The sequence below is a fragment of the Methylicorpusculum oleiharenae genome (assembly GCF_009828925.2).
Classification (GTDB): Bacteria; Pseudomonadota; Gammaproteobacteria; order Methylococcales; family Methylomonadaceae; genus Methylicorpusculum; species Methylicorpusculum oleiharenae.
Window position 1 is genome coordinate 478595 of sequence record NZ_WUTY02000001.1, and the last position, 25702, is coordinate 504296.

The window sequence follows — 25702 nt, forward strand, 5'->3', positions numbered from 1 at the left end:
TGATCGTTAAAAAGGATGCAGTGTTATATCGTAAAGTTTGAACCGGAAAGCAGGCAAGCGAGATTGTGTTAAAAGCCGCTGCTTATTTTTGAATAATTCACTCGCCGAAACAGGGCATGCGATCAGTCTATGAGGGATAACAGACCAAACAACTCAGCATCACTAAAGGAGTACCACATCATATTGTTCCTGATTATACTGCGCTTCCGCTCTGAACTTGATGCGTACGCCCAGAAACATTTCCAGTTCGGCGAGCATGTCGGCTTCTTCATCCAGCAGCATCTCGACCACTTCGTTAGAAGCAAGAACCATTAATTTCTGAACATTATATTGCCTGACTTCTCGGATAATCTCCCGAAAAATTTCGAGACAAACCGATTCCGCCGTCTTAAGAACCCCCCGGCCGCCGCAAGCCGAGCAAGGCTCGCACAAAATATGCTCCAGACTTTCGCGGGTTCTTTTACGGGTCATTTCGACCAACCCCAAAGCGGATACTTCGGTGATTTTGGTTTTGGCGTGGTCTTTTTCCAAATGCCGTTCCAAGGCCTGCAAGACCTGTTCTTTGTGTTCTTTACTCTGCATATCGATAAAATCGATAATGATGATCCCACCCAGATTGCGTAGTCTCAACTGACGGCAGATAGCCTGAGCCGCCTCAAGATTGGTCTTGAAGATTGTTTCTTCCAGATTGCGCCCGCCGACATAGCTGCCGGTATTGACATCGACCGTGGTCATTGCTTCGGTTTGATCGAAGACCAGATGCCCGCCGGATTTCAATTTTACTTTTCGATCCAGTGCCCGCTGTATCTCATCTTCAACATTGTAGATATCAAAAACCGGACACTCTCCGGTGTAATGCTCTATGACATCAACAATATCAGGCACAAAGACTTCTGCAAATTCGATGAGCTTATGATACGTCTCTCTGGAATCAACCCGGACACGTTCAATACCCTCTTTGTAAAGATCCCGAAGCGTTCTGACACTGAGCGGTAAATCTTTGTGAATAAACTGCCGGGGAGTTGCCTGCTCAATTTTTGCCGATATCGATTCCCACAATTTCAAAAGAAAGGTCATGTCCGACATGAGGATAGGCTCGTCGATACATTCGGCAGCCGTTCTGGCAATAAACCCGCCGCATTGATTCTTCTCACGAAAAGTCTCAAGACAGGCCCTAAGCCTAGCCCTTTCTTTCTCGCACTCAATCCGCTGAGAAACACCGCTATTATGCGTATAAGGCATATAGACCTGATAGCGGGAAGGGATAGATATCTCAGTGGTAAGCCGCGCACCTTTGCTGCCAATGGGGTCTTTTGTCACCTGGACAACGATATGCTGACCCTCATGCAGATAGTGCTCAATATTGGCTGATCCTTTTTTTTCCAGGTCCTTGGTGCATAAATCGGAAAGATGGAGAAACGCAGCTCTCGGTAAACCAATATCAATAAAAGCCGCTTGCATGCCGGGCAAAACCCGGCAAACCTCTCCCTTATAGATATTGCCTACCAAACCGCGCTGCCTGGTCCTTTCAATGACCAGTTCCTGCAGGACACCGTTTTCAATAACGGCCACACGTGTTTCAGGCGGCGTCACATTAATCAGAATTTCTTCACTCATCTTAAAATTTCAATTCCTTGTTTCGCCAGTAACTCGGCTGTTTCATAGAGAGGCAAACCCATTACGCCGGAAAAACTGCCGGTGATTGTCTTGACAAAAATACTGCCTAATCCCTGAATGGCATAAGCACCGGCTTTGTCGTCAGGCTCACCTGTTTCCCAGTATGCAGCTATTTCAGCCTCGCTGAGTTTTCGAAAACTTACCTCTGTAATACTAACGGCTTCTTCATGTTGGCTGCCTCTGACCGAAATTGCGGAGAAAACATGATGCGTTGTTCCGGACAACTGCCTTAACATTGACAGGCCCTGGTCCCGATTAATCGGCTTACCCAGAATGTTGCCGTTTAGAATCACCGCCGTATCGGCAGCCAGAATGGGTTTAGAGACACCGGTAATCGCAGCACATGCAGCCGACTTTTCCGCCGCAACACGCTGGACATAGATAAGAGGCGGCTCAGCTATTTTTGGCGTCTCGTCAATATCCACGGGACATACCTCATAACGGACAGCGATCTGATCCAATAATTCCCGCCGTCTTGGCGAAGCTGAAGCCAGAATAATTTGAGCCGTCATTCGCGGTGATAGGGGTGGTTATTAAGAATGGTCCAGGCCCTGTAAATCTGTTCGGCAATCATGACCCGCACCAGAGGATGAGGAAAAGTCAGCCGTGACAAACTCCAGGATTCATCGGCCAAGTCTTTCGCTTCGTCCGATAAGCCTTCAGGTCCGCCGACCAGCAAGGCTACGTTACGGCCCTGCCCTAACCAGCGCTGCATGGCCTGGGATAACTCAGGCGTAGACCATTGCTTTCCAGTCACATCCAAAGTGACCACATGCGTATCTTTTGCAATCGCGGACAGCATTCTTTCGCCTTCTTCTTTAACGATGCGTGCAACATCGCTGTTTTTAGTTCGTTTCCCTGCCGCAATCTCTTTTAACACCAACTCACATTCCCTGGGCATCCGCTTTGCGTATTCATCAAACCCCTGCTGAACCCAGGCGGGCATTTTTTGGCCTATTGAAACGAGTTGTATTTGCATGCGCGGCAGAATACACAGAACCCCAACACCTTGCAATGAGGTTTTAAAATCTTTGGTTCGTCCACTTTTGCAAGCGATAGATTGAAACTCGCTGACAAACCAATTTCTCCAGCAATTCCCAGCTTGAACTTTTAATGTGGCTGTGAGGGTTTGGCGTAAGCCTTGCGAGGAAAGCCGTAGACCCATCCATTGGGGCTTGACGGCCGCAATCCCTGCTGCCGTGCTGCCGACCTCCCCGCAAAGCTTATGCCTACTCTTTATTTATACCTTTCGCACTTCAAATTTCGGCAGTGCCTAAGGAGGCATCGGGTTGTTCGGCAAAGGCTATGCCAGCATGGATGCTGGCATAGAGACTACATGGATGGTTTTATGGCGTCCTTTGACGGGCTCCCCGGTGCCGAATTTCGATCTACGATGGGGATATCATCAAACTGTGAATTGTTGTTATTTCCCTGGACAACGACACTAGATCTCAAGGGCGGACTATTTGCGAAGATGAACACGCAGACTACTCTTAAATCAAATGAAGCGAATTTTATATCTGCTCACCCTCTCATTTTATCGGGTGTAGATGTTTGATTTAAAAAGAAGCATGAATACGTCCATCTATGTAGCTCTCTGCAGCTTCGCTGTTGCAGAAGCATTTTAATCAAGCACCTACACCCTCTATTCCAAACGGGCGAGTAGTTTCCTAGTTTTTTAAATGAGGTTGAACATGCCGGTCAGTTTGATTCTTGAACGATTATTCAAATGGCTTTTCTGGATAAGTTTCATGACCGCAGCCATCAGCGGACTCTACAAAGACCGGCTACCTGAGCCTGAGTTTTACGATGCAAACGAATTGCCTGAACCAGTTCAATCCGAGCTGAACGAAGAAAACCTGCCGTTTACGCTGGATGTTAACAATCAGACTTATTTGATTAAACCTCGATACACCTATGAATTGAACGGCATCGTGGTCAGTTACAGCAATGCCGGCAGTTTCGGCAATATTTGGCACCATAAACGCTGGAAAGATTTTATCAATCTTCGTGATTTATGCGTTATCTGGGGTGATAACGTCGCTACCGGTGTTTACGAGCAAATGAAATTTAAAAATGACAGCTGGACGTGCTGGGCATCATGGCAGGATTCGTCAACAGGCACATTGTTTAAAAATGAAGCGTTGTCAAATAATCATCTGCTGAGTGATCAGACCTTAATCAAAAAATCCTTACTCGCCGCCGAACACGGCGATCATATCAGACTGAAAGGTTTTTTATCTGAATACGAAAACAAAGGAAACGGTTTTAAACGCGGAACCAGTACTTCACGTTTCGATACCGGCAACGGTGCCTGCGAAACAATTTATCTCACTGATTTTGAGATAGTCAAAAAAGCTAATCCTAGCCTCAGAAAACTTTTCAGCTTCGCAACATGGCTGTGTATCCTTTCGTTATCAGGCTTTTTAATCGCTTTTATCGTGGCGCCGTTTCGAATAAACAATTAATCATTGCTCAATTATTAGCTTATTTTTTACCAATTAGCGAAGTAGTCTCTTCTGTCCTAATTCAAAGCAAAGGGAGATAAAAATAAACCGGCAACTGACACCAAATCATTTGAAGAACCATCTTTTAAGATCTCGAAATAAATGGCATAGAAAATGCTTATTTTATGATTTAACACCTACCCACTAAAAGCAAGGATAACGAATGAAATACGCTCACTGCCTCAAAATACTGGCATCGGTCATCACCTTAACGGTAATGCAGACCAGCGCTGTCGAGGCCGCGCTTATCATCGATACTTTTACGGATCGTCAACAAGTTAAAGACAAATTATTTTCCTCAGGAGCCTCCGACAGCTCAATGGCATTGAGTGGTTCGTCATCCAGTCTGACCGGAGTTCAAAGAACCTTTAGCGCCACAGCGGATGGAAGTCCCAATTCAAACGTCGAGAAAGCAAAGAATTCCATCAACACTCACATTAGCGCTGAGAATGGATTGCTATCTTTTTCAAATTCTGAAAAATCAAACGGCACTGCGTCAATTCTTTACGACAACTTCGGCACCATTGACTTTACTAGAGATGCAGATGCCTTTCTGATTGAAATTCTTAAAATTGATCTGAATGCTGAATTAGCGTTGATTATTAACAATAATTCATTTTCAGACCCTCAGCTTTTCAATAGCGCAGGCAGTTTTTATATTGATTTCATCAGCTTTAGCAACCCTTCGGAACTGGCTTCTGTACAAAATTTTGCGTTAATAATAAAAGGCGTGGAGGCACTGGATTTCGACTTCAAATTTTCTGCCGTGAATAGAACCGGTTCAGCATCAACTGCCGCAGTCCCTGAACCCTCTCTGTATGCTTTATTGGCAATAGGTTTACTGGTATTCGGTGCGCTTAAGCGAACCCACATCCAATTTTAACTACCGCTCATCATAAGCCTACATTCATACCCGAGATCCATCTTCATGAACTCACTAAAAACCAGCAAAATTAAGACCTTACTATCATTGGCCTTTGGCTTGGCATTTTCTTCATTCAGCCAGGCTAATGCACTGGTAATCGACAATTTCTCGGATTACCAGTATATCTCTGACGTAGGTGGCGACAATAGCGCAACTACAGAAGGTCCGCTTGCTATTGTTGGCTCCGATTTGACCGGAGCAACCCGAACCCTTATCGCACAAGCCACAGGCAGCGACTTTCATGAAACGGCTATCGAAACCGATAACGCCTTATCCATTTCCAACACGTCTCAATCAGCCGGAAATGCGTCGGTAATCTGGGACTTCAACCTGACCGACTTTACGCAGCATGGAAACGCCATCATGCTGCAAGTCTTAGCAATCGATATTCAATCGGGCGTCTTTGTAGAAATGATTGCCAACGGCTCATCTTCATCTAATCAAATAGCGATTAACGGGGCGGGCAATCTGTATGTCAACTTCAGTGATTTTGATGATGCCTCTGTTTTTCAGGGACTCCGCCAGTTCCAGCTCAATTTTAAAGGCCCGGTCAGCTGGGATGCCGAATTTAATGTATTGACTGCAACCACGCCAGTCCCTCTTCCGCCTGCTTTTGCTTTGATGGGCTTGGCCCTGTTTGGAATAAGTTCTTTTCGCAAATACCAGCACAACTAATTTACCAGACGATTCCCACTGACACTTATGGCATTTCGATGTCATAAGTGTCAGTCAGCTTGTCATTTTTGACAGCACCCCCACCTCGCCATTAACTTCCGATTGATGAAAAAATCGGCTTGATTAACCCTTCTTCTCTGTCTTCAAGCGACAGACAAATTTTGATTGATATTCTCAGAAAAATACAATAATTAGTATTCAATTTCAATGTGATACTATGTCCCGCACATTTACGGCGCGACGTTTTTCTTCAGTTAAAACGCGGCTTACGTTCACAATAACAATAATAAATTGAACGATGGATAATCGAATTCTCATAAAAATGAAAAATGGCGGGTTGGGCCGTCTCATTAATATTATTCAGACGCTTTTTGTCAGTTTGTTGCGTATCTGGTCCATTCCTATTGTACTCATGCTCAGTGTGGCGTCAGGATTTACGACCTACTACGGCATGTCTTTTTTTATTACTCCGTGGATTGCACTGATCATTACGATAGCAATTCAATCCATCATGGTGATCTGCTCAGTCGAAATCGCCGGAATTCACTGGACAGCCAACCGCCCGCGTTACCTGAGCGTTTTGCTGTCTCTGCTGATTGCAGTAACGGCCTCCGTATCCTTTTCCTATTTCAAGTTTTATCAAATCTCCGAACGTGACAGCATTCGGATTGACCGGCTTAACCAGGTCAGAACAGATGTTGGACAATACCTCCAGAAAATCATGGCTATCAAAGGAGAAGTTCTTGTCGAACAAAGACTTGCGCTAGACAAACTCACTAAAGAAGTTTCGCAAGCTTATTTCGGAACCCACCCTGAAATTGTTGAAAGTTATAAGCGCCAGGTGGGTGAGGGGCCTTTTTATAAGCACTACAAGCAACAGCTTGAGGAGAAAAAGGAGCAGTTTAAGACCTTTGAATCAGAACTGTTAAAACTGGATACCTTGATTAACCAGACATCCATTAACCTGGAATTACTCGACAAAGATCCGCAGGAAGCACAAGAAGGCTATCAAAACCTGCTACTCGGCTTGCAAGCCATTCAGATACAGTTTAATCAACAGGTAGCAAAATTTCATGACAGCTTGCCCGCAGCACCCAGACTCATGCCGTATTCGGAGTATATTCAAGGTATCAAGCCATCATTTGCCATGTGGTCCGGTTTTTCCCTGTTCGCGCTAATCTGTGCAGCCATGGTCGATTTCTTTACCGTACTGCTTTCTTACCGATTGGAATTTACCGCACCCGGCCCCCTGACGGAGCAGGAAGAAGAACTGGTTTTTGAATGCCTTCGGCAATTTACCGAATTTCGTATTAATGAAAATGATGCGTTGGAAATGGTTATCGAAAAAACTGAAATTGAACGTGCCAGAAAATATGTAGACTGGCCTCGCATGTTTGCGGTAGGTTTGCTGCTGAGCCGGGGCTTCATGCGTAAAATTGATGACAGAACCGTTGAATTTGCCCCGACACTTTATCCCCTGATTGCCGAGAAAATGAGTGACAGGCTTCAACAGATAAAAATGCGCTCAAAAACAGCCACAGAAAGAACTGAAGCCGGAGATCATCATAATGACTAATTCGCCTTTAGACATCTGGCTTGCTGAAATCAATCCCCAAGCTGACACTCAGGGCGAAGAGTGGGACCCTGGATTTGATGCAGGCCGTCAGATTGTTATTGCTCATTTAGGCCCCTGGCAAAGTATTTTTGAGAGACCGGAGGCTTTTAAGCCCCGTTTTTACCACCGCCTGTATCCCATCCCGATTCAGGACTGGCAAGTTCTTGTTGAAACCACGTTATATGATGGCTATTGCCGTTTCGAAACGGCATTGTCTCTGAGACTGCAGGCGACATTGAAATATGTCATAAAAAACAGTGAGCACGTAGAAAGCATTAACCAATACGCCCAAAGCAATTGCGAAAGTCTTATCCGGCTGATTGTTGATCAGGAACTTCGCCGATTGACTGAAAACGACTGGGTTGAAGACGGCTTGGAATTGACTGAAAAAGCGATTCAAAGCCGCATCAATGAGACGCTGATAACACAGCATTTACAATGCACTACCCAATGTTTCATCAAGCCTCATTTCAGCGAAATAGAAGGCAATAACCAGGGCGTTGATCACTTTGCAAGAGAAAGTCTTTACCTGAAAGTACTTAAAAAAAACTTTGAATTTCAAGAGCGACTGAATAAAGAACGTTTCGAACACGAGCAGAATGCCGAGCAATCCCTGCTTGAAAAACGCCTTAAAATGATAGAACAGCGCAATAAGGAAGATGACTTAAAGCGAATTGAACAGGCGTTGATTGCAGATAATACCAAACGTCAACTGGAAGAGAAGCAGCAACAGCAACTTGATCAATTCCAACTGGAAGAGCGACTACATCTCCAGGAAATACGCCATCGGGCTCACCTTAAAGAAGTCGAACAAAGAAATCAGCTGGAACTTGAAAAAAAACTGCTTGATGAAAAACTGGCGCATCAAAAGTTATTAAAGGAAAAAGAAAGAGAACTACAAATACAGGAGTTTAAGCTAGAACAGGTTCAATGGAACGAAACAAAAGAACATTTGGAACTTGAAAAAATCAATCAGGAAAAACGGCTTAAACAATTGGAAGCTGAAGCCGCAATTTCGCTGCAGGAGTTGAAATTAGGCGAAGAGCTCAAACTTGAAGAAAAATTACATGCTGAAAAACTGAGACACCAAAGCCGGTTAAAAGACATAGAACTGGACCTGCAAATAGACGAGCAAAGAAAACGTTATGAAGCGACCCTGCACAGCGAAGAGTTTTTACGGCGGGATATTGAATTATTGATACTGGAAAAACAACGGTCCGATCTACTTAATGAAATTAAGAGCGCCGAATCCTCGAACGAGTAGTCAACGATCACAGGATACTATCCGACTTAAATCAGACCAGATGAAGGTTAAAACATGTTCAAACTTCTGTTGTAATAAATATGCAACAGTTGAAGTGCAATAGCTATAATTAACCGGCTTGATGCTATCTGTTTTTACCCTAAGGAATTATCGAATCATCCAAGTCCTAGTCTGAAAATCATTCATATTGACCCACTGATCTGTCATCTCAACTACCCAAAAGCCCAAAGCGACTGAATGAAAGCCAAAACACTGACCTTATTTATCATCTCGATACTGCTACTGATCAATCTGAGTATCTGGAGCTATGTCAATAACCCTTTAAAAATACCATCATGGAACAAAACGATGATGGGGGTGACATTCAGCCCGATGCGCAGGGACTCTGATCCGATGAACAATCGCTACCCTTCCCTGGAACAAATCGAGGAAGATGTCAGCTTACTCGCCAACAAAGTCTATGCGATAAGAACATACAGCTCTCTTGACGGCATGGAACAAGTGCCCGAATTTGCTTTAAAAAATAAGCTGAATGTTACGATGGGTGCCTGGATCGATACGAATCTCGAAAAAAACAGCCGGGAAATTGAGAGCCTGATTAACCTCAGCAATCAAAATTCCCCGACCATTGTCCGTTTGCTGGTGGGCAATGAGGTTCTTTTAAGAAACGATATCCCTGTTGAACAACTCATAGAGTACATTCGCGAAGTCAAGAAACGCACCTGGCGTCCGGTCAGTACTTCAGAAACCTGGGACCGTTGGTTAGCTCACCCGGAACTGGCAAACGAAGTCGACTATATCGCGGTCCATATTCTGCCTTACTGGGAAGGCATTGCTGTTGAAGACGCAGTGGATTACATCTTCTTCCGCTACAACGCGATGAAAGAGGCTTTCCCGAACAAACCGATTATTATCACGGAAGTGGGTTGGCCTTCAGATGGTCAAGCGTTCAAACACGCCACCCCTTCACTGACCAATCAGGCCAAATTTCTTAGACAGTTCCTCAACCGGGCGTCAAAAGAAAAAGTCAATTACTACGTAATCGAAGCATTCGACCAACCCTGGAAAATCGCACGGGAAGGCTCTTCCGGCGCTTATTGGGGTATCTACAATGCGGATAGAAAGCCAAAGTTTCCGATGGTCGGAGATGTGCTGGCTATGCCTCAATGGCAGGACTGGGCAAGTGGCGCTGCCATCTTCAGCTTCATTTTGATGGGGCTATTTTTATTCAGCCGACGCCAGCTTAAATTACCGGGACTGCTATTTTTCGGCATAATTGCCAATATTGCCGCCTCTGTTCTGATTTGGTCGGCATCGATCGCCGCCCAGCAATATCAAACGACTTTCTCTATCGTATTCTGGCTGATTCTTTTATTGATGCAGGCGCTGGCTATTTTGATCCTGCTGACCGAAAGCCTTGAAATAGCTGAAGTCATCTGGCATAGAAAAAGTTCTAGAACATTTCAGCCGCTAAAACCGGAAAGTAATTTCGTCTTTCCGAAAGTATCGATACATTTACCTATTCATAACGAACCGCCTGAAATGGTCAGAGAGACGCTGGAAGCGCTGGCCAACATTGATTATCCAGACTACGAAGTGCTGGTTCTGGACAATAACACCCGGGATCCGGCAGTTTGGCAGCCGGTTAGAGACGATTGTGAACGACTGGGGGCAAAGTTCCGGTTTTTCCATCTTGAAAACTGGCCCGGATATAAAGCCGGAGCTATCAACTATGGCCTGGATCAGACCGCTGATGACGCAGAAATCATTGCGGTCATCGATAGCGATTACATCATTTCACCCGATTGGCTGAAATCGATGGTGCCTTATTTTGAAAATGACACTGTCGGCTTTGTTCAATCGCCTCAGGATTACCGCGACCTGCACGAAAACCTGTTTAAACAGGTCTGTTACTGGGAATATGCAGGCTTTTTCAATATCGGCATGGTACAGCGCAATGAGTACAACGCCATCATTCAACACGGTACGATGACATTGATTCGAAAATCGGCTCTGGTTGAAACAGGCCGCTGGAGTGAGTGGTGTATCTGCGAAGACAGTGAACTGGGCTTGCGTCTGTATGAAGCCGGTTATGACTCCGTTTACTGCAAAGAATCGTTTGGCCGTGGGGTGATGCCAGATACCTTCTCCGGCTACATGACACAACGTTTTCGCTGGGTATATGGGGCCATGATGATCATCAAACATCATTGGCGGCAATTTCTCCCCAGTAAAAAATCATCTTTAACGACAGCCCAACGGTATTATTTTATTGCCGGTTGGTTACCGTGGTTTTCGGATGCATTAGCGCTTTTGTTGACAATCGCCAGTCTTGTGATGACCGCATTGCTGGTATCCGATCCGCTGCACAGTGAATTACCGGTCAATGCGCTTCTGTTGCCGACAATTGGCTTGTTCGGGTTTAAAATCATTAGAACACTTTGGCTGTATAAAGCCCGGGTTAACTGTTCAATCTTACAATCATTTGGCGCGGCGCTTTCCGGATTATCGCTCACTCATACCGTAGCGAAAGGCACGATACAGGGCTTGTTTACTTCCGGAAAACCGTTTATGCGAACCCCAAAACTTGAAAAGCAGGGACCGTTTATTGCCGGTTTGGCTACGATCTGGCAAGAATTACTGCTGTTGTCCTTACTCATTACCGCCATTCTATCGATGCACTCATTGGAGCACTTCGACAATTTGAGCGGAAAACTCTGGATTGCCGTACTTGCGGTTCAATCGGTGCCCTACATTGCATCATTGCTAATCTTGCTAATGAGTATTGCCCCTAATTATTTGCCTTCGAGAAAAAAATCGTAAACAACCGTTTACCATTTTCACTATCGATACAGGGGCACACTTAAACGAACACTGCTAAACCGGTTTTCTGAGCCGAAAGTGAAACTGTCGTGACGCATTCGTCACGACAGCGGCGTTAGCAATATAATGCGACCGCAATGTAAGTATCTTCGCCCAGGGTTTTATAAGCTTTAACGAAAAATAGGGTTCACGGATCCTAACTACCTTTTATTTCCTTAAGCTAAAAACAGGTTTGCCAAAACCTTAAAAATAAATAATAACAAGAGCGCTTTTAAGCCCCTCTATCTTTCAATAACCCTGCTCAAACGCTACCAGGGAATTCCCATGAACATTGACTGCCCCGCTGATTACTCGGCTTTTATTCAATCCGGACGCGACTTGCGGCTCGATTTTTTGCGCGGTTTAATCATGCTGTTGGTCGTATTGATTCACTTATCCTATTTATCCTTTTTAAGCATGTTTGCCTGGGAACGTATAGGTTTTGTCTCCAGCGCGGAAGGATTTGTCTTTTTATCAGGCACAGTCTTGGGATTAGTCAGCGAAAAAAGGATGACCACAGAAACCTGGTTTTCCACTGCCAAACGCTTATGGCGGCGATCCGTTCAGCTCTATCTTGCCTATCTGGTCATCATTTTCAGTATTGTTGTGTTCAGAACGATTCCCGGAATTGAAACATTCAAAGTAACGCATTGGATAGATTTCAGCTCAGGTTTGGTCTACCCTGTATTTCCTGATCCGGATTTACCCTGGTCAACTTTTCTGGAGCGCGCTCTGCTGCTGCGCATGGGCCCACATCAGTTCCAAATCATAGGACTCTATATCCTGTTAATCGCTTTTTCGCCTGTCATATTATTTTTGATTCGCCAGGGCAAAACGCTTTGGGTCTTGGTGTTGATTTGGACAATCTTTACTTTGGACGATTTTTGCCATTTCAATGTCACCCATGCACAATTCGAATACGCGTTCCCTTTGTTGACCTGGCAAGCGCTGTTCTTTACCGGCATAGCGTTGGGCTATCACCGTAAAACCATTTTCAGCTTCATCACTGCTCCGAAGCAGCAATGGTTAAATAGCCTGGCGTGGCTTATTGCGTTGAGCCTTTTCTTTCTGGCGATGAACAATACCAATGCTCTTTTTTGGCCTGGCCCTACATTTTCTTTAATTGACCCGGAAGCCTATACCGAAATGTACATACGCTGGTTTGACAAAACCTGGCTGGGTGTTGGGAGACTGATTAATAATGCAGCCCTGTTTATTATTTTTTTTAACGCTTTGACTTATCATTGGCCCAAATTCAATAAGCTTTTGGGTTGGTTTTTGATTCCTATCGGTCAAGCTTCTTTGTACGTTTTTATCCTGCATATTTACTTTATTGTCTTGATCAGCAGCACTCCATTGCCCGGCTATGAAAATATATTAATCAACACCGGCATTCACCTTTTTACACTGATCATGATCTGGTGGATGGTTAAAAATCAGTTTCTATTTAAAATCATTCCTCGTTAGACGCCCATCTGAAGGCAAACAAGCAATCGGCTGGATTTTCAATAGCGGGTTAAAACCTGAAATTTGAACGCTGATTTCGTGAGAGTGCGCTATGCGCGGCAAGATAATCAGGACGGTGTAAAGGGCCAATTAAAACCAGGCCGGTTACAAAACCACCTACATGCGCCCAAAAAGCAACACCACCGGTAGACCCGCCCAAAGCAGGTAAGCCACTGAGCACCTGAAGCAAAAACCAATAACCCAGCATAAATGCAGCCGGAACGGATGCCGAGGTAATATAAAACCCGATAGGAATTACTGTCTGTATTTCGGCTTTTGGATAAAGCCTCGCATAAGCGCCCATAACCCCGCCAATTGCACCGGACGCACCCACCATAGGTGTAACCGCATCCGGAGCGGTAAGAATTTGTGCTACAGCCGCAGCAAATGCGCACATGAGATAAAAAAACACAAAATGCACTTTATCCATCACGTCCTCCACGTTATCGCCAAATATCCATAGAAACCACATATTAGCGATTAAATGAAACCAGCTCCCATGCAGAAATGCATGAGATAGCAGCGTGGTTATGCTGCCTCCATCGCCCAACACACAGGCATAGTTTCCGGTGATTTGTATCTTGATGTTACTGGCAGATGAACCCAGCAATTCTCCCGGAATGAGTCCGTAGTGGCATAAGGATTGGGCAAGCCCCAACTCACTGCCTGCGCCTTGAACAAAAAACCAGATAAAGATGTTGACCACAATAATGACTATCGTAACAACCGGCTGATGTAACGTGGGATTTTCATCGCGTATGGGTATCATTGATTGTGCTCCCGATAGTTAAGACACTGCAAAAATACTTGAAAAATAGTAACCCGATGCCATATTGGATTTGGCAACTTTTGATGTAGATAATCAACACCGTTCTATTGTAAACCACCATCAAATTGATTAGGTTATGATGTTAATTGACGATCACCCGGTATTGAGTGAATCGTCATCACTGATAGCCATTCATTCGAGGATATAAAAATGGACGAACCCAAAGATTCGAAACCAGTACAGGCTCTCTTTGCTTTTATAAGCGGAGCATTCACTTTTGTAAAAAAGTTTTTGAAATGGGCTTATGAAACATTATCAGGCAAGCCATCGCCTCAACAGCAAAAGCCATCCTCTCCAGAAGACACGAACGCATCACAACCTCTTAGAATCTTCTTCATTGTACTCGGCGTTTTGCTCGTTCTGTCTATTTTTAATCGTGTGGAAGACATTCAAAAGGACGAACTGCCTTATAACAAATTTCTGCAACTCGTCAGCGAAAATAAAATTGAACGCGCTGTCATCACTGAAAAAGCCATCACCGGGTTGATCAAATCGGAAGACGACTCGAAACCGCCAGAACATTTTGTCACTTTTCCTTTACATAATGACTCGCTGGCTCAAAAACTGGCCGAACACAATGTGGAGTTTATCGTCAGAAGCGGCGAAAACTGGTTAACCAACCTGCTCTTTAACTGGGTCATTCCTATGCTGATTCTGGCGGCAATCTGGCTGTGGTTCTTTAAACGGATGGCAGGAGGCGCTCCTGGTGCCGGACGCGGGTTCATGAACATGGGCAATAAAGTTCGTATACAACCTGAAACAACGCAAAAACTCACATTTGAGGATGTCGCAGGCTCCGAAAGCGCCAAACAGGAACTTAAAGAATCCATCGATTTTCTTAAAGCGCCGGAAAAAATTCAACGGCTTGGCGGTCGCATGCCTAAAGGACTGTTACTGGTAGGCCCTCCCGGCACCGGCAAAACCCTTCTGGCGAGAGCGGTTTCCGGTGAAGCAGGCGTTCCGTTCTTCAATATCAGTGGCTCGGAATTTATTGAATTGTTTGTCGGTGTGGGTGCCGCGCGCGTCCGTGATTTATTCGAACAAGCGCGGCAAAAAGCCCCGTGCATTGTCTTTATTGACGAACTGGATGCTATAGGCCGTTCAAGAAGCGGCCCTGTGATGATTGGCGGACATGACGAACGCGAACAAACGCTTAATCAATTACTGACTGAAATGGATGGCTTTGACCCTTCCTCGGGAGTTGTGGTAATGGCCGCGACCAATCGCCCTGAAATTCTTGATAAAGCCCTGCTCAGAGCGGGCCGCTTTGACCGGCAAATTGTGGTCGACAAACCTGATCTGGAAGACCGGATCAAGATTCTTAAATTGCACACCCAAGGCATACAACTGGGCAATGATGTTGATTTGACAGTGGTGGGCCGCAGAACACCGGGCCTTGTCGGGGCTGACTTGGCCAATATCGCAAATGAGGCTGCTATTATTGCCGTCCGGGCTGACCATTCTCAAGTCAGAATGGAAGATTTCGAAGCAGCCATTGAGCGCATTCTGACCGGACCCGAGAAAAAAAGCCGCCTATTGGGACCTGAGGAAAAACGCCGTGTTGCTTTCCACGAAGCAGGACATGCTTTGGTCGCCGAATCAGTGCCTACCGGCCAGCCTGTGCATAAAATATCGATCATTCCTCGCGGCGTTTCCGCTTTAGGCTACACCTTGCAACTGCCGGTCGAAGAAAAGTTTTTATCTACTGAAAACGAATTGAAAGACCAAATCGCTATTCTATTAGGAGGAAGAATGGCAGAATCGATTGCTTTGGGCAACATATCCACTGGCGCTCAGAATGATCTTGAAAAAGCCAGTGAAATTGCCAGAGCCATGGTGTGTTCATTGGGCATGAGCGAAAAACTGGGCGCGGTTACTTATGGAAAACGGCAACAATTGCAGTTTCTTGAAACTGAAGTGTCGGAACAGCGCAACTTCAGTGATGACACCGCGCGGTTAATCGACACCGAGATCAAAGCATTGATTGATGAAGGTATTGCACGTGCGACCGAAATACTGATCAATAAACGCCCTGTGTTAGACAAGATTGCTGAGCTTCTGCTTGAAAAAGAAGTTATTCTGCATGATGAAATGAAGTCTTTAATGGAAGCCGGTTAAACTTTTATCAGCAGGCAACATAAGTGTTACTGAATGAAATGAAGCCCAACAAATTCAAGCTATGCCGATTATGTTGGGCTTGCTAACGCTCAGACCAACCTACGATAGACTTGTGGCTAACGACGCAGAATACCGGAACACTGGGAAACCGGATGAATATTTGCGGCCATATTCTTAGCCTTTGGCTTAAGCCAATGATTGAATAAAGATGTTCTGAATTAATTTACGCCTGACTCTGACTCCAAAGCCAAAATCGATTTCGAATTATGCGCCAACCATTCTTTGATGCGTTGAGAATCACCTACTGGAGTTAATTTTCCCCAGGCATTCAGCAACACAATAATGGTCGGCCTTTCCTCGAACCATGATTGCATGACCAGACATTTTCCGGCTTCATTGATAAACCCTGTTTTAGAAACACCGATCTTCCATTTGGGGTTTTTGACTAGAGGATTTGTATTGTTGAACACTAAACTGCGCTTACCGACTTGCTGATGATGTTGTTGGGTCGTCGTAAACTCCCTGATCAGTGGGTATCTGGCTGCCGCAGCGACCATCTTGGCCAAATCACGCGCACTGGAAGAATTTTCGGCATACAGTCCGGTAGGATCCCTAAAACGAGTATGACTAAGACCTAAAACCAAAGCCTTACGATTCATTGCATTAATAAAGGCCCGCTTACCGCCAGGATAGTTTCTGGAAAGTGCCGATGCCGCCCTGTTTTCTGAAGACATCAGCGCCAATCTCAACATTTCATAGACCGTCATCGAGGTACCTACCGTCAAGCGTGAACGGCTGTGTTTAAAATTATCGACATCTTCAGATGCAATGGTCAGCATTTTGTCCAGTCGGGGCTTGGAATCCAGGAGCACCATCGCAGTCATCAATTTTGTGACCGATGCAATCGGGACAATTTTCTGAGAATTTTTTTCGTAAAGAATATTACCTGTCAGCTGATCAATCACAATCGCAGAGGCCGACTGCAAAGACAAGCGGTTACCCGCCGAGGCAGCCGATGTCATAAATAATAGCGATAACAGGACGAATTGAATTATCTGAAAAAGGGGGGATTGTGACAGTCTCATAAACTCTTTAAATAGCAGCAAAAAATAAAAACATTCTTAACGGATTGGACGCTGAGCCTTTAATGAAAGATAAAAATTGATTATTTCTTACCAAGACAATAAACCATGATCGAATCTTCCGGCCGCACTATTACTTCAGGATCAATTATTTTTGTAAAAACTCAGCGTAGGTTGGATTGCATGCTTTTCACAACCCAACAATTAATTCCATGGCCTTAAAATGTTGGGTTGGCTACCGCAAACCACAACCTACACTGTACATCTAAGTAGTTTTTGTTGTTCTGCTGAATAGTAACTTTATTTTTAAGGATTTCAACAATAACCCAGGATGCCAAACAAGACAACAAAAGCGCAGATGTCTTCGCCTCATTTGTTACAAAATCTTACAGTTAGACTAACACTTTAAACCAAATTGTCGGTTATGATAGCCTACCCTTCGAATTTAACAACCTTGATTTTTAGACTTTGAGTGTGAATTCGCACAAAAAAGAGTAGTTAGAAACCAATTTACGCCAAAACTGACTGATTTATTTTTATTGGCAACTCAGTAAGTGCAGCTTGGTTTTAATCAGTGGTCAGTTTGTTATACTTTTGCTCAATAATCTAAGCCCTCATTCCAAATTGTGAACTCTGACCCATAGGCTTTATCAAATGGCCCCAGGAGCTCAATTGAATAATTTTAGATTATTAAGCCAGTTCCATTGTAGTTCGAATAAAACGTACTGCACATACCTCCAGACCATAGAGAATAAATTACTTATGACCATCACATTAGAAGCCCTTGCCAAGCTGTGTGACGCCGAAATAATCGGCGGCAATGCCGGAAACCCAATTACTTCAGCCGCCGATATCAAATCAGCCGGTACTCATCAAGTAACCGTGTTAAATGATCCCAAGTATGCAAGGTACCTGGTTGACAGCAAGGCTTCGGCTTGCTTTATGAACACGCAATCCGCGCAACTGGAATTTCCTGAAGGCATGGCAAAGCTTGTTTCTAAAAACCCGGATATCAGTTTCATCACGGCCGTCAATGCACTGCATCCCCAAACAAAGTTCGCACGAGACCTATCCAAACACGCCGCCATTGCAGACTCCGTCCAACTTGGGGCCAATATTTATGTCGGTGCTTTTGTCTCGATTGAGGCCGATTCGTCTATTGGGGAAGGTACAGAAATTCATAGCGGCGCGAGAATTGGACGTCATGTCAGTATCGGAAAAAACTGCCGGATCTATCCGAATGTGGTTATTTACGATCACAGTCAGATTGGAGATGACGTCTTAATTCATGCAGGAAGCATCATTGGCGCAGATGGTTTCGGCTATAAACAACAAAATGAAAAACATATTAAAGTGCCTCACATCGGCAATATCATTATTGAAAACAGAGTGGAAATCGGTGCAAATACCTGCATCGACAGAGGCACTTTCGGCTCAACTGTGATCGGCGCCGGTACAAAAATCGATAATCTGGTTCAAATCGGCCACAATAATGCGATAGGCGAAAACGTTATTATCTGCGGCCAATCTGGCATATCAGGCTCATGCATCATTGAAAACAACGCCATTCTCGCGGGCAGCACCGGCGTCGCGGATCATGTGCGAATCGGTCATCATGCTGTCGTCATGGCGCGCTCCGGTATTTCGGGCAATGTTGAACCGGCAACGCAAGTCTGGGGAAGCCCCGCTAAAGACAAAAAAGTCGCCTGGCGGGAATTAGCCGCACTGGCAAAACTCCCCGAATTATTGAAGAAAGTTAAAGCGCTGGAAGAAAAGATTTCACTACTCGACAAAAAATAAAACTCCCGGACTTAAGGACAAACGATCATGGCCAAACCGATTACACCCTTGCTGGCAGCTGATGCAATCATTGAACTGGTGGACAGGCCTGATAAGCCTTTTGTTTTGATTGAACGGGCCTACCCGCCTTTGGGGTGGGCCATACCGGGAGGATTTGTCGATATCGGCGAGACGCTGGAACACGCGGCAATTCGCGAGGCAAAAGAAGAAACGGGACTGGATATTGTGCTGACAGCCTTATTAGGCCTCTATTCGAATCCTGCGCGTGATCCTAGAAATCATACCGTTACCGCCGTTTATGTTGCTCAAGCGACCGGAACGCCGCTTGCCGCTGATGATGCAAAGAATTTCGGCCTTTTCAGTCCGGATTCACTGCCTAATGAACTGGCTTTTGATCATGCCTTGGTCTTGGCTGATTACTTCAGCTTTAGAACATCCGGCAAAACGGCACCGCTTAGAACTTAAGCAAAAATTGAGTTATTTGCTATTGATATCAGCGTTTCGAATGCCCTACCATTCAGCTGACTCTAACAAAATACATGTAATAAAAAATGGCATATTCATCATTGCCATCTATACTTTCCCGCATGCATCGTTGACTTCATAACGGTGTTTAGATCGTTGCCCAAAGGGAATAACCATGACAGACACGGATCAAAACAGTACCGTCTATGCCATAAAAACAACTGTTTAAGATTTCACAGGACGCGTAAATCTTGAATTTTATGAGGAGAATAACAATGAATAAAAAGCAAATCCTAACCGCCTGCATGATGACCGGGGTTTTACTGACCGGACCATCAGCTTTTGCAGACGAACATAAACACGGCTATTTCTCTTGTCTAAGCGATAAAATCAGTCAAGGTTTTTTCAATACCACCACTGGCTTTATTGAATTACCCAAAAACATAATCAATATCAGTCACGATCAAAACATCTTTGTTGGCCTAACCTGGGGAACGGTTCGCGGCGTTGCTCATGCTGTTGGCCGGACTGTAGTAGGTGCAGCTGAACTGGTTACCTCGCCGATTCCGACCGATGATTATATCTCGCCACCCTATGTATGGGATCGTTTCAGTGAAGACACGCGCTATTTCGGCCTTAATCTTCCTGGCTTTTGGACCTCCTATGGCCCATTGGATGACGGCGATTAAGCATCAACCCCATTGGATAAACGTTTGAATCATTGCCCCAAGGCCAATGATGCGTATCAAGAGGATAAAATTATGAATAAACACTTTATTTATTTGCCATTTGCCGTACTAGTCGCGTCGCTGTCGGCTTGTACCCCTCCAACCAAAGATATCCTTGGCCTTACATCAGAAATTGATGCAGCAATGGCGGGTCACTACGGCCAATCGATGTACCATGAGGAACTTGCAGAGGAAAGTTTGGAAGATGCCAATGAAATTCTGGATCATTGGAAAAATGATCATTACTGGAACATTGATCTTCGTAAAAAAGCCATGACCGCTGCTGAAGAAGCCGCCCATCATCGTAAGGAATCCGAAAAGGAAATGTGCAAATGGTTAACATCCGTCCACAGTCACAACCATCATCAGGGAGAAGTTGCACAGCACGCAGCGGCCTATTTCAAAACAGGAAGCGCTGTGCCTTACCAAACCAACCATCATGAAATTGCTTCGTTGGGCAAATACCTAGAGACTCACCCCGACGCGACAGCCCAGGTGATCGCTTACACGGATACCGTAGGCAGCGTTCAAAGCAATCAAATCTTGTCAGAAAAGCGCGCTTCAGCAGTAGCCAATATGTTGATTGCCCAAGGCGCAAGAGCCTCGCAACTGAGCACCAAAGCACTGGGTGAAGCCGAAGGGCCAGACCGTACCGCCAATCAAAAACACCGGGTTGTCATGATCAGTACTGCACACCCTACTTATATAGACTGTCCCGACCTTCAATAACCTAAAAAGCTCCGCAGCGAAACATCGTTGCGGAGCTTCAGACACTTCCGCTCGAAATCAATCAGAACTCACTTAAGGGTAAACCTCGCCTAATGCACTTGGATAAGGGGCAAAATAATAAGACGATTGAATGTAAGGATCGGGACACTTGCGAAAATGATGCTTCAACAATGTGATAGGTGCTATCAAAGGCACCTCACAGTTACGATACGACTCGATTAACTCGCATAATTCGGCTTTATCATCCCGGCCCAATTCTTTTTTCAGATAGCCTTGTATATGCTGCAAAACGTTCACATGATTGGCTCGCGTAGGGACTGTCAATAAGGTGTTCATCAATTGCAAAATATATTGATTGGCGACTTCCGCCAGATTTTCTTTGGTTAAACCGGCCAGCAACTGCCCCAAATCACGGTAATCGGCATGACTCATAATAATCAACTTGTGGCGGGCATGAAATTCAATAAGACCATGCGCCGTCAAGCCTTCTTTTTTCAGCAATTGCCAACGATAAACAACGTGAATCCGTTTAAAAAAATTATCGCGAAAACAAGCATCTTCCAAACGAATATCTTCCTCTACCGGCAGCAGCGGAAAATTACGCATAATTTTTAGCGCCTCAAGCCCAATGCTATCTTTTCCATTGGAAGTATTGCCAAAATTCTTCGCTACCTCAGACTCTGAAGTCAGGCTTTTCTTTTTGATGATATACCCGCAGAGCTGAGTGCATTCGCCATAATCCGAACCAGGTCGGATTATGGCTTCAGAATGGGTTGTTGGAAAAACGGTTAAATCGGCTTCTTCACTGACCGCAAACGGGAAAAATTCAAAAAAATGACAGGTCGCCTCATTGATAACCGCATCTTTTTTTGGAATTGCTCCACTGTTTGCCAACTGATCAAACAAACAACTACTTACACCTATGGGAATTTTTTTCATAGCGTTTTCGAAGTTCCAGATTACTGATGTGCGCTGATTGTATGTCCGAAGTTTGGGAAATACAAAAAAATTCTGTACTGCAGCCCGATGAGAGCAATTTTTCCAGAATAATAAGCCAGTGTGGCCTTCCGTTCAGGCCGAGTCCTAAATCCACGATTGGGATTACGGCATTCTGGAAATCTTAACTCCTCGCCGACCCCTCGTTTCAACGCAACATAATTGAAACAATTTATAGTTTCACTTAGCCCATTAAAGAAACACTTATTGAAACATGAGTCATGACACAGAAAACAAAAACAAACCAAAAGTCGCTGAAAAAACAATAGCTTGAATTTAATGATATGCCATGGCATGGTTATAGCAATACAGATATTGCACCGGTCTTAAATTTAGACCGACATAAAAATAACATGCTTTAAGGGAATCAAAATGAAACAAAAACTATTACTCATTGGCAGCTTACTGTTGTTGATGTCCGGATGCGCAACAACTACGACCTCATCACAAGCGGAAAGCCATGAACACGGCCAGGCAAAACTGTCAGTGCCGGGACAGGCCAAGCTATATAACGAAGCACTAAATCCTCGCCAAATTGAACATCCTGATCATTTAGGCTTTAATGATTTACATATTCAGGCAATCAGGCATCTGGTGCCGGACACCCATAGCGTCCATGATCCCAAACTGCAAGTTATCGTTCATCACCACTGTAAAGCTTACGATGACGGCACTTTCGTCTGCATGATGTTCCCTACCGGCATGAAAGACCAGGACAAACCAATTGGTTTCGAATACATCATTACCACCGAGCAATTCAACACCTTGCCGGAAACAGAGAAAAAATACTGGCATTACCATAAAGTAGAAGTAGCCAAAGCACATGCGACATTTCCTGACCTGACACAGGAAGAAGCTGCTAAAATTCTACCTGCAGTCCATGAAACCTACGGCAAGGTCATTTATTTTCAAAAACCTGATGATAAATATCCATTAGGCGAACCCTATATCGTGATCGTACAGCACATGCCTGAACAAGATTAACCGTTCAACCCCCCTTAGTGTGTAGCGATACACACCTTTATAGCCAGCGGAACCAGGTCTTCACAGCCTCCGCTGGTGTTTTTTTTGGGAGGCTTATATGCGATTATTGATAAAAATTTTGCTGGGATTACTGGTTACCACCCCGTGTTTTGCGGACAAGAACCTGGGCTTACCCCCATTGACGATCCCCAGCGATAATCCACAATCGGCTGAAAAAGTTAAGCTAGGCCAACTTCTTTTCAATGATAAACGTTTAAGTGCCGACGGCTCGGTCAGTTGCGCCAGCTGTCATCGTTCAGGCACCGCTTTCACGGACGGACTGCCGGTTTCCAAAGGCATCAAGCAGCAATTGGGAACACGAAATGCGCCCACCGTCATCAATTCCGCATATTACGAAACACAGTTTCTGGACGGGAGAGAAAGCAGCCTGGAAGCCCAAGCAAAAGGCCCATTGGTCAACCCGGTAGAGCATGGTTTCACTCATCTAGGGCAGGTTGTTGACGTTGTCAATCAAGATGCCGCTTATAGAAAACAGTTTCATCAGGTGTTTAATGTTCAACCTGATAGCATCACTATCGAGCATATTGCCAAAGCCATTGCCAGCTTCGAACGGACACTGGTTGCAGGCGACTCACCTTTTGACCGTTACTATTTTGGCAAGGATCAATCGGCACTATCGGACAGTGCAGCGCGCGGGTCGCGTATTTTCCGACGCAAAGGAAACTGCATGACGTGCCATGAAATATCATGGAACAACGCCTTGTTTACGGACAATCGTTTTTATAATGTAGGCATCGGTTTCGAGCGCTTGAAACCGGTCTTGACTGAATTGACATCAGCCATCAATCAACAAAAAGAAGTCGACATTACCGGACTGACTGATGCCCAACGTTCTGAACTGGGCCGGTTTGCTGTCACCAGGATACCTGCGGATCTCGGCAGATTCAAAACCCCCACGCTGCGCAACATCACAATGACCGCACCTTATATGCACGATGGCAGCCTCAAAACGCTGGAGGAAGTGATAGAACATTATGATAAAGGCGGCATCAGCAACGCTTATATCGATCCCAAAATTTTCCCTTTACATTTGACCGCTCAGGAAAAAGCCGATTTGGCTGCCTTTTTAAAATCACTGACCAGCGTTGAAAGTGAGCTGAATTAATTACGCATAACCCATAACCTGTTAAAAAGAGATTAGTCATGAAAAAATCGAGTTTAGCTTTAGTCTTATGGCTATCGGGAACCACCCTTTCATTTGCAGAAGAAAGTGATCATCGTCAGGAATTAAAACTGACAGAAGCCCAGCGCCATCATGTTTTGAGCGAAATGCGATCTTTGCTGGAGGGTACTCAAAAAATCCTCTCTGCCTTAGCTGACGAGGACATGACTCGTGTTGCAGCGTCTGCAGAGGCTTTAGGGTTGAACATGGCGCATAAAGCTGAAGACCACCTGCATCAGATACTCCCCAAAGAATTCATGCACCTGGGCATGTCGCTGCATCAGGACTTCGATCAAATCGCCGTTGATGCCAAAAATATGGCCGCGCCAAAACAAATCTTGCACCAATTAAGTGCAGCCATGGGCAAATGCGCGGCGTGTCATAACGCTTATCAGATCCGCATCGGCAATCAAGACAACGCCCGGCTTGATGAAGTGGCGCAACGCGGCGCTCATGTCATGCCATTTGATCTGGAGCAAACCTTGCATATTTTTTCAAAAACCGAGCAAGGCGGAGTGCAGCAAGTGATAGTCAAAGATAAAACCAATACCGGACAAATCGAACTGATTCGGGCGCATCTTGCCAAAATCGCAGACGAGTTCAAGCATGGCGATTATTCCAATCCGGCTAAAATACACGGCGATACCATGCCGGGACTGGCCGAATTACGCAATGCTCAGCCTGAGCACATTCAAATTGACTACACCGAATTAGCCGATGGCGCTCAAATTACCTATACCAGCGATCAACCCTCACTCATCCATGCGCTTCATCAATGGTTTGATGCTCAACTGAGCGATCACGCCCGCCATGCGGTTCCGGACCATCAGCACCACTTAACGCATGACAAGTAGAGGAGCAATGCAAAAAAAATCCAAAATGAATAAGCTTTTGATACTGCTGTCCTTGCTCTGCTTACAGGCTTGCGCGCACAAGACAAGTAAAGAAATCGCTGAATCCGGCAGCCACTTGCCGCCTCAGAACTACGCCCCCCAAAAATACAGCCTGCCCAGTCTTGATCCCGGATTTCATCAATCACCCATCAATATTTTTACCAACCGGACAAAAAAGGAATTAAACCATGATCATTTTGTTGTCCATTTTCAAGACAAAGTAACGGCTGTTGAAAATCTGGGGCATACAATTCAACTTGATTTCAATGCCGGCAGCACTATTACAGTCAAAGACAAAACGTATTCCTTCAAACAAATGCACTTTCATACGCCTTCGGAGCATTTGATTGATGGCATGACCTTTCCCATGGAATTGCATATCGTCAGTGCTACGGAAAACTCAATCACTCCTGATTATCTGGTCATCGCCGTTTTATTCAAAATGGGTGAAGAAAATCAATTCATCAACGAATTTATAAACCTGACCCCCCCGCATCCTCACAGCAAAACTGTCGTTAAAGACAATTCAGTAAAATTAAATGATCTCTTATCCTTAAGTCCGGCAGGTGATCTAGGTCATCATTATCACTACACAGGCTCCCTGACAACCGCGCCTTATACAGAGACCGTAGACTGGTTTGTTTTGAAAAAGATTTATGAAGCCTCTCCTGAACAAATCGAGACTATCAACACCATAGAAGGCAATAATGCGCGTCATATCGAACCCAAAAACGATAGACTCGTTGATGATGAGTAATCTGTTATTCATTATCAACGACAGTATATAAACCCGACTATCGCCCGGCCAACTTCATTAAATTTGTT

22 protein-coding genes are annotated in these 25702 nt (G+C 44.9%); 16 read left to right on the top strand and 6 right to left on the bottom strand.

The genetic code is table 11. From position 1 onward, the window contains the following. Window positions 1-162 precede the first annotated feature (162 nt). From rng to rlmH, 3 genes are read right to left on the bottom strand one after another with little or no spacing between them, the layout of a single operon-like run. Window positions 163-1617: a ribonuclease G gene (gene rng, locus GO003_RS02265; protein WP_159657439.1), complete on the bottom strand. Its 1455-nt coding sequence runs from the start codon at window positions 1615-1617 to the stop codon at window positions 163-165. Further along, entirely contained in the window at window positions 1614-2189 is a 576-nt protein-coding gene (locus GO003_RS02270) for a Maf family protein (protein ID WP_159657437.1), read from the bottom strand. The genes rng and GO003_RS02270 overlap by 4 nt, the downstream gene beginning before the upstream one ends. Next, entirely contained in the window at window positions 2186-2656 is a 471-nt protein-coding gene (rlmH, locus tag GO003_RS02275; RefSeq protein WP_159657435.1) for a 23S rRNA (pseudouridine(1915)-N(3))-methyltransferase RlmH, read from the bottom strand. The genes GO003_RS02270 and rlmH overlap by 4 nt, the downstream gene beginning before the upstream one ends. Window positions 2657-3371: 715 nt before the next feature. On the opposite strand from rlmH, the gene GO003_RS02280 reads away from it, so the two are divergent. The 7 genes from GO003_RS02280 to opgC all read left to right on the top strand — a co-directional run bounded on the left by GO003_RS02280 (window position 3372) and on the right by opgC (window position 12992). After that, complete coding sequence (locus GO003_RS02280) at window positions 3372-4145, top strand: hypothetical protein (RefSeq protein WP_159657433.1); 774 nt, start codon at window positions 3372-3374, stop codon at window positions 4143-4145. A gap of 202 nt (window positions 4146-4347) precedes the next feature. Further along, window positions 4348-5067 carry a PEP-CTERM sorting domain-containing protein gene (locus GO003_RS02285; RefSeq protein WP_159657431.1) on the top strand — a complete coding sequence of 240 codons (720 nt, stop codon included), beginning with the start codon at window positions 4348-4350 and terminating at the stop codon, window positions 5065-5067. 45 nt (window positions 5068-5112) lie between these two features. Further along, window positions 5113-5784, top strand: coding sequence for a PEP-CTERM sorting domain-containing protein (locus GO003_RS02290; RefSeq protein WP_159657429.1), 672 nt, complete (start codon window positions 5113-5115; stop codon window positions 5782-5784). A 298-nt stretch (window positions 5785-6082) separates the two neighbouring features. After that, window positions 6083-7360 carry a hypothetical protein gene (locus GO003_RS02295; protein WP_231088781.1) on the top strand — a complete coding sequence of 426 codons (1278 nt, stop codon included), beginning with the start codon at window positions 6083-6085 and terminating at the stop codon, window positions 7358-7360. Beyond that, window positions 7353-8663, top strand: coding sequence for a coiled-coil domain-containing protein (locus GO003_RS02300; RefSeq protein ID WP_159657427.1), 1311 nt, complete (start codon window positions 7353-7355; stop codon window positions 8661-8663). Before GO003_RS02295 ends, GO003_RS02300 begins: the two co-directional genes overlap by 8 nt. Before the next feature lie 237 nt (window positions 8664-8900). Next, window positions 8901-11486, top strand: a complete 2586-nt coding sequence (locus GO003_RS02305; RefSeq protein WP_159657425.1) for a glycosyltransferase — start codon at window positions 8901-8903, stop codon at window positions 11484-11486. Between the two features lie 324 nt (window positions 11487-11810). Continuing rightward, window positions 11811-12992, top strand: coding sequence for an OpgC domain-containing protein (opgC, locus tag GO003_RS02310; protein ID WP_159657423.1), 1182 nt, complete (start codon window positions 11811-11813; stop codon window positions 12990-12992). Window positions 12993-13041: 49 nt separating this feature from the next. Here opgC and GO003_RS02315 read toward each other — a convergent pair whose 3' ends face one another. Next, window positions 13042-13800 (bottom strand): rhomboid family intramembrane serine protease, encoded by a 759-nt coding sequence (locus tag GO003_RS02315; RefSeq protein WP_159657421.1) that lies wholly within the window; start codon window positions 13798-13800, stop codon window positions 13042-13044. Window positions 13801-14010: 210 nt separating this feature from the next. Between GO003_RS02315 and ftsH the strand changes: the two genes are divergently transcribed. Then, window positions 14011-15978 (top strand): ATP-dependent zinc metalloprotease FtsH, encoded by a 1968-nt coding sequence (gene ftsH, locus GO003_RS02320; protein WP_159657419.1) that lies wholly within the window; start codon window positions 14011-14013, stop codon window positions 15976-15978. A 218-nt stretch (window positions 15979-16196) separates the two neighbouring features. Here the strand turns inward: ftsH and GO003_RS02325 are convergent, their stop codons facing one another. Continuing rightward, the gene (locus tag GO003_RS02325) at window positions 16197-17000 is read right to left on the bottom strand and encodes a serine hydrolase (protein ID WP_231088782.1); all 804 of its coding nucleotides are present in this window, start codon (window positions 16998-17000) and stop codon (window positions 16197-16199) included. An 822-nt stretch (window positions 17001-17822) separates the two neighbouring features. On the opposite strand from GO003_RS02325, the gene lpxD reads away from it, so the two are divergent. The 4 genes from lpxD to GO003_RS02345 all read left to right on the top strand — a co-directional run bounded on the left by lpxD (window position 17823) and on the right by GO003_RS02345 (window position 20782). After that, window positions 17823-18860: a UDP-3-O-(3-hydroxymyristoyl)glucosamine N-acyltransferase gene (lpxD, locus tag GO003_RS02330; RefSeq protein WP_159657415.1), complete on the top strand. Its 1038-nt coding sequence runs from the start codon at window positions 17823-17825 to the stop codon at window positions 18858-18860. A 27-nt stretch (window positions 18861-18887) separates the two neighbouring features. Next, window positions 18888-19325, top strand: coding sequence for an NUDIX domain-containing protein (locus GO003_RS02335; protein ID WP_159657413.1), 438 nt, complete (start codon window positions 18888-18890; stop codon window positions 19323-19325). A 275-nt stretch (window positions 19326-19600) separates the two neighbouring features. Then, entirely contained in the window at window positions 19601-20014 is a 414-nt protein-coding gene (locus GO003_RS02340; protein ID WP_159657411.1) for an exosortase system-associated protein, TIGR04073 family, read from the top strand. Between the two features lie 72 nt (window positions 20015-20086). Then, window positions 20087-20782, top strand: coding sequence for an OmpA family protein (locus GO003_RS02345; RefSeq protein WP_159657409.1), 696 nt, complete (start codon window positions 20087-20089; stop codon window positions 20780-20782). 72 nt (window positions 20783-20854) lie between these two features. On the opposite strand, the gene GO003_RS02350 is transcribed toward GO003_RS02345, so the two are convergent. Then, window positions 20855-21721 (bottom strand): YbgA family protein, encoded by an 867-nt coding sequence (locus tag GO003_RS02350; protein ID WP_159657407.1) that lies wholly within the window; start codon window positions 21719-21721, stop codon window positions 20855-20857. A gap of 429 nt (window positions 21722-22150) precedes the next feature. On the opposite strand from GO003_RS02350, the gene GO003_RS02355 reads away from it, so the two are divergent. From GO003_RS02355 to GO003_RS02370, 4 genes are all read left to right on the top strand, one after another. Continuing rightward, entirely contained in the window at window positions 22151-22762 is a 612-nt protein-coding gene (locus GO003_RS02355; protein WP_159657405.1) for a DUF1264 domain-containing protein, read from the top strand. A 97-nt stretch (window positions 22763-22859) separates the two neighbouring features. After that, entirely contained in the window at window positions 22860-23927 is a 1068-nt protein-coding gene (locus GO003_RS02360; protein ID WP_159657403.1) for a cytochrome-c peroxidase, read from the top strand. 38 nt (window positions 23928-23965) lie between these two features. Beyond that, window positions 23966-24838 (top strand): hypothetical protein, encoded by an 873-nt coding sequence (locus GO003_RS02365; protein ID WP_206444699.1) that lies wholly within the window; start codon window positions 23966-23968, stop codon window positions 24836-24838. A 7-nt stretch (window positions 24839-24845) separates the two neighbouring features. Continuing rightward, window positions 24846-25634, top strand: a complete 789-nt coding sequence (locus GO003_RS02370) for a carbonic anhydrase family protein (protein WP_206444698.1) — start codon at window positions 24846-24848, stop codon at window positions 25632-25634. Window positions 25635-25702 lie beyond the last annotated feature (68 nt).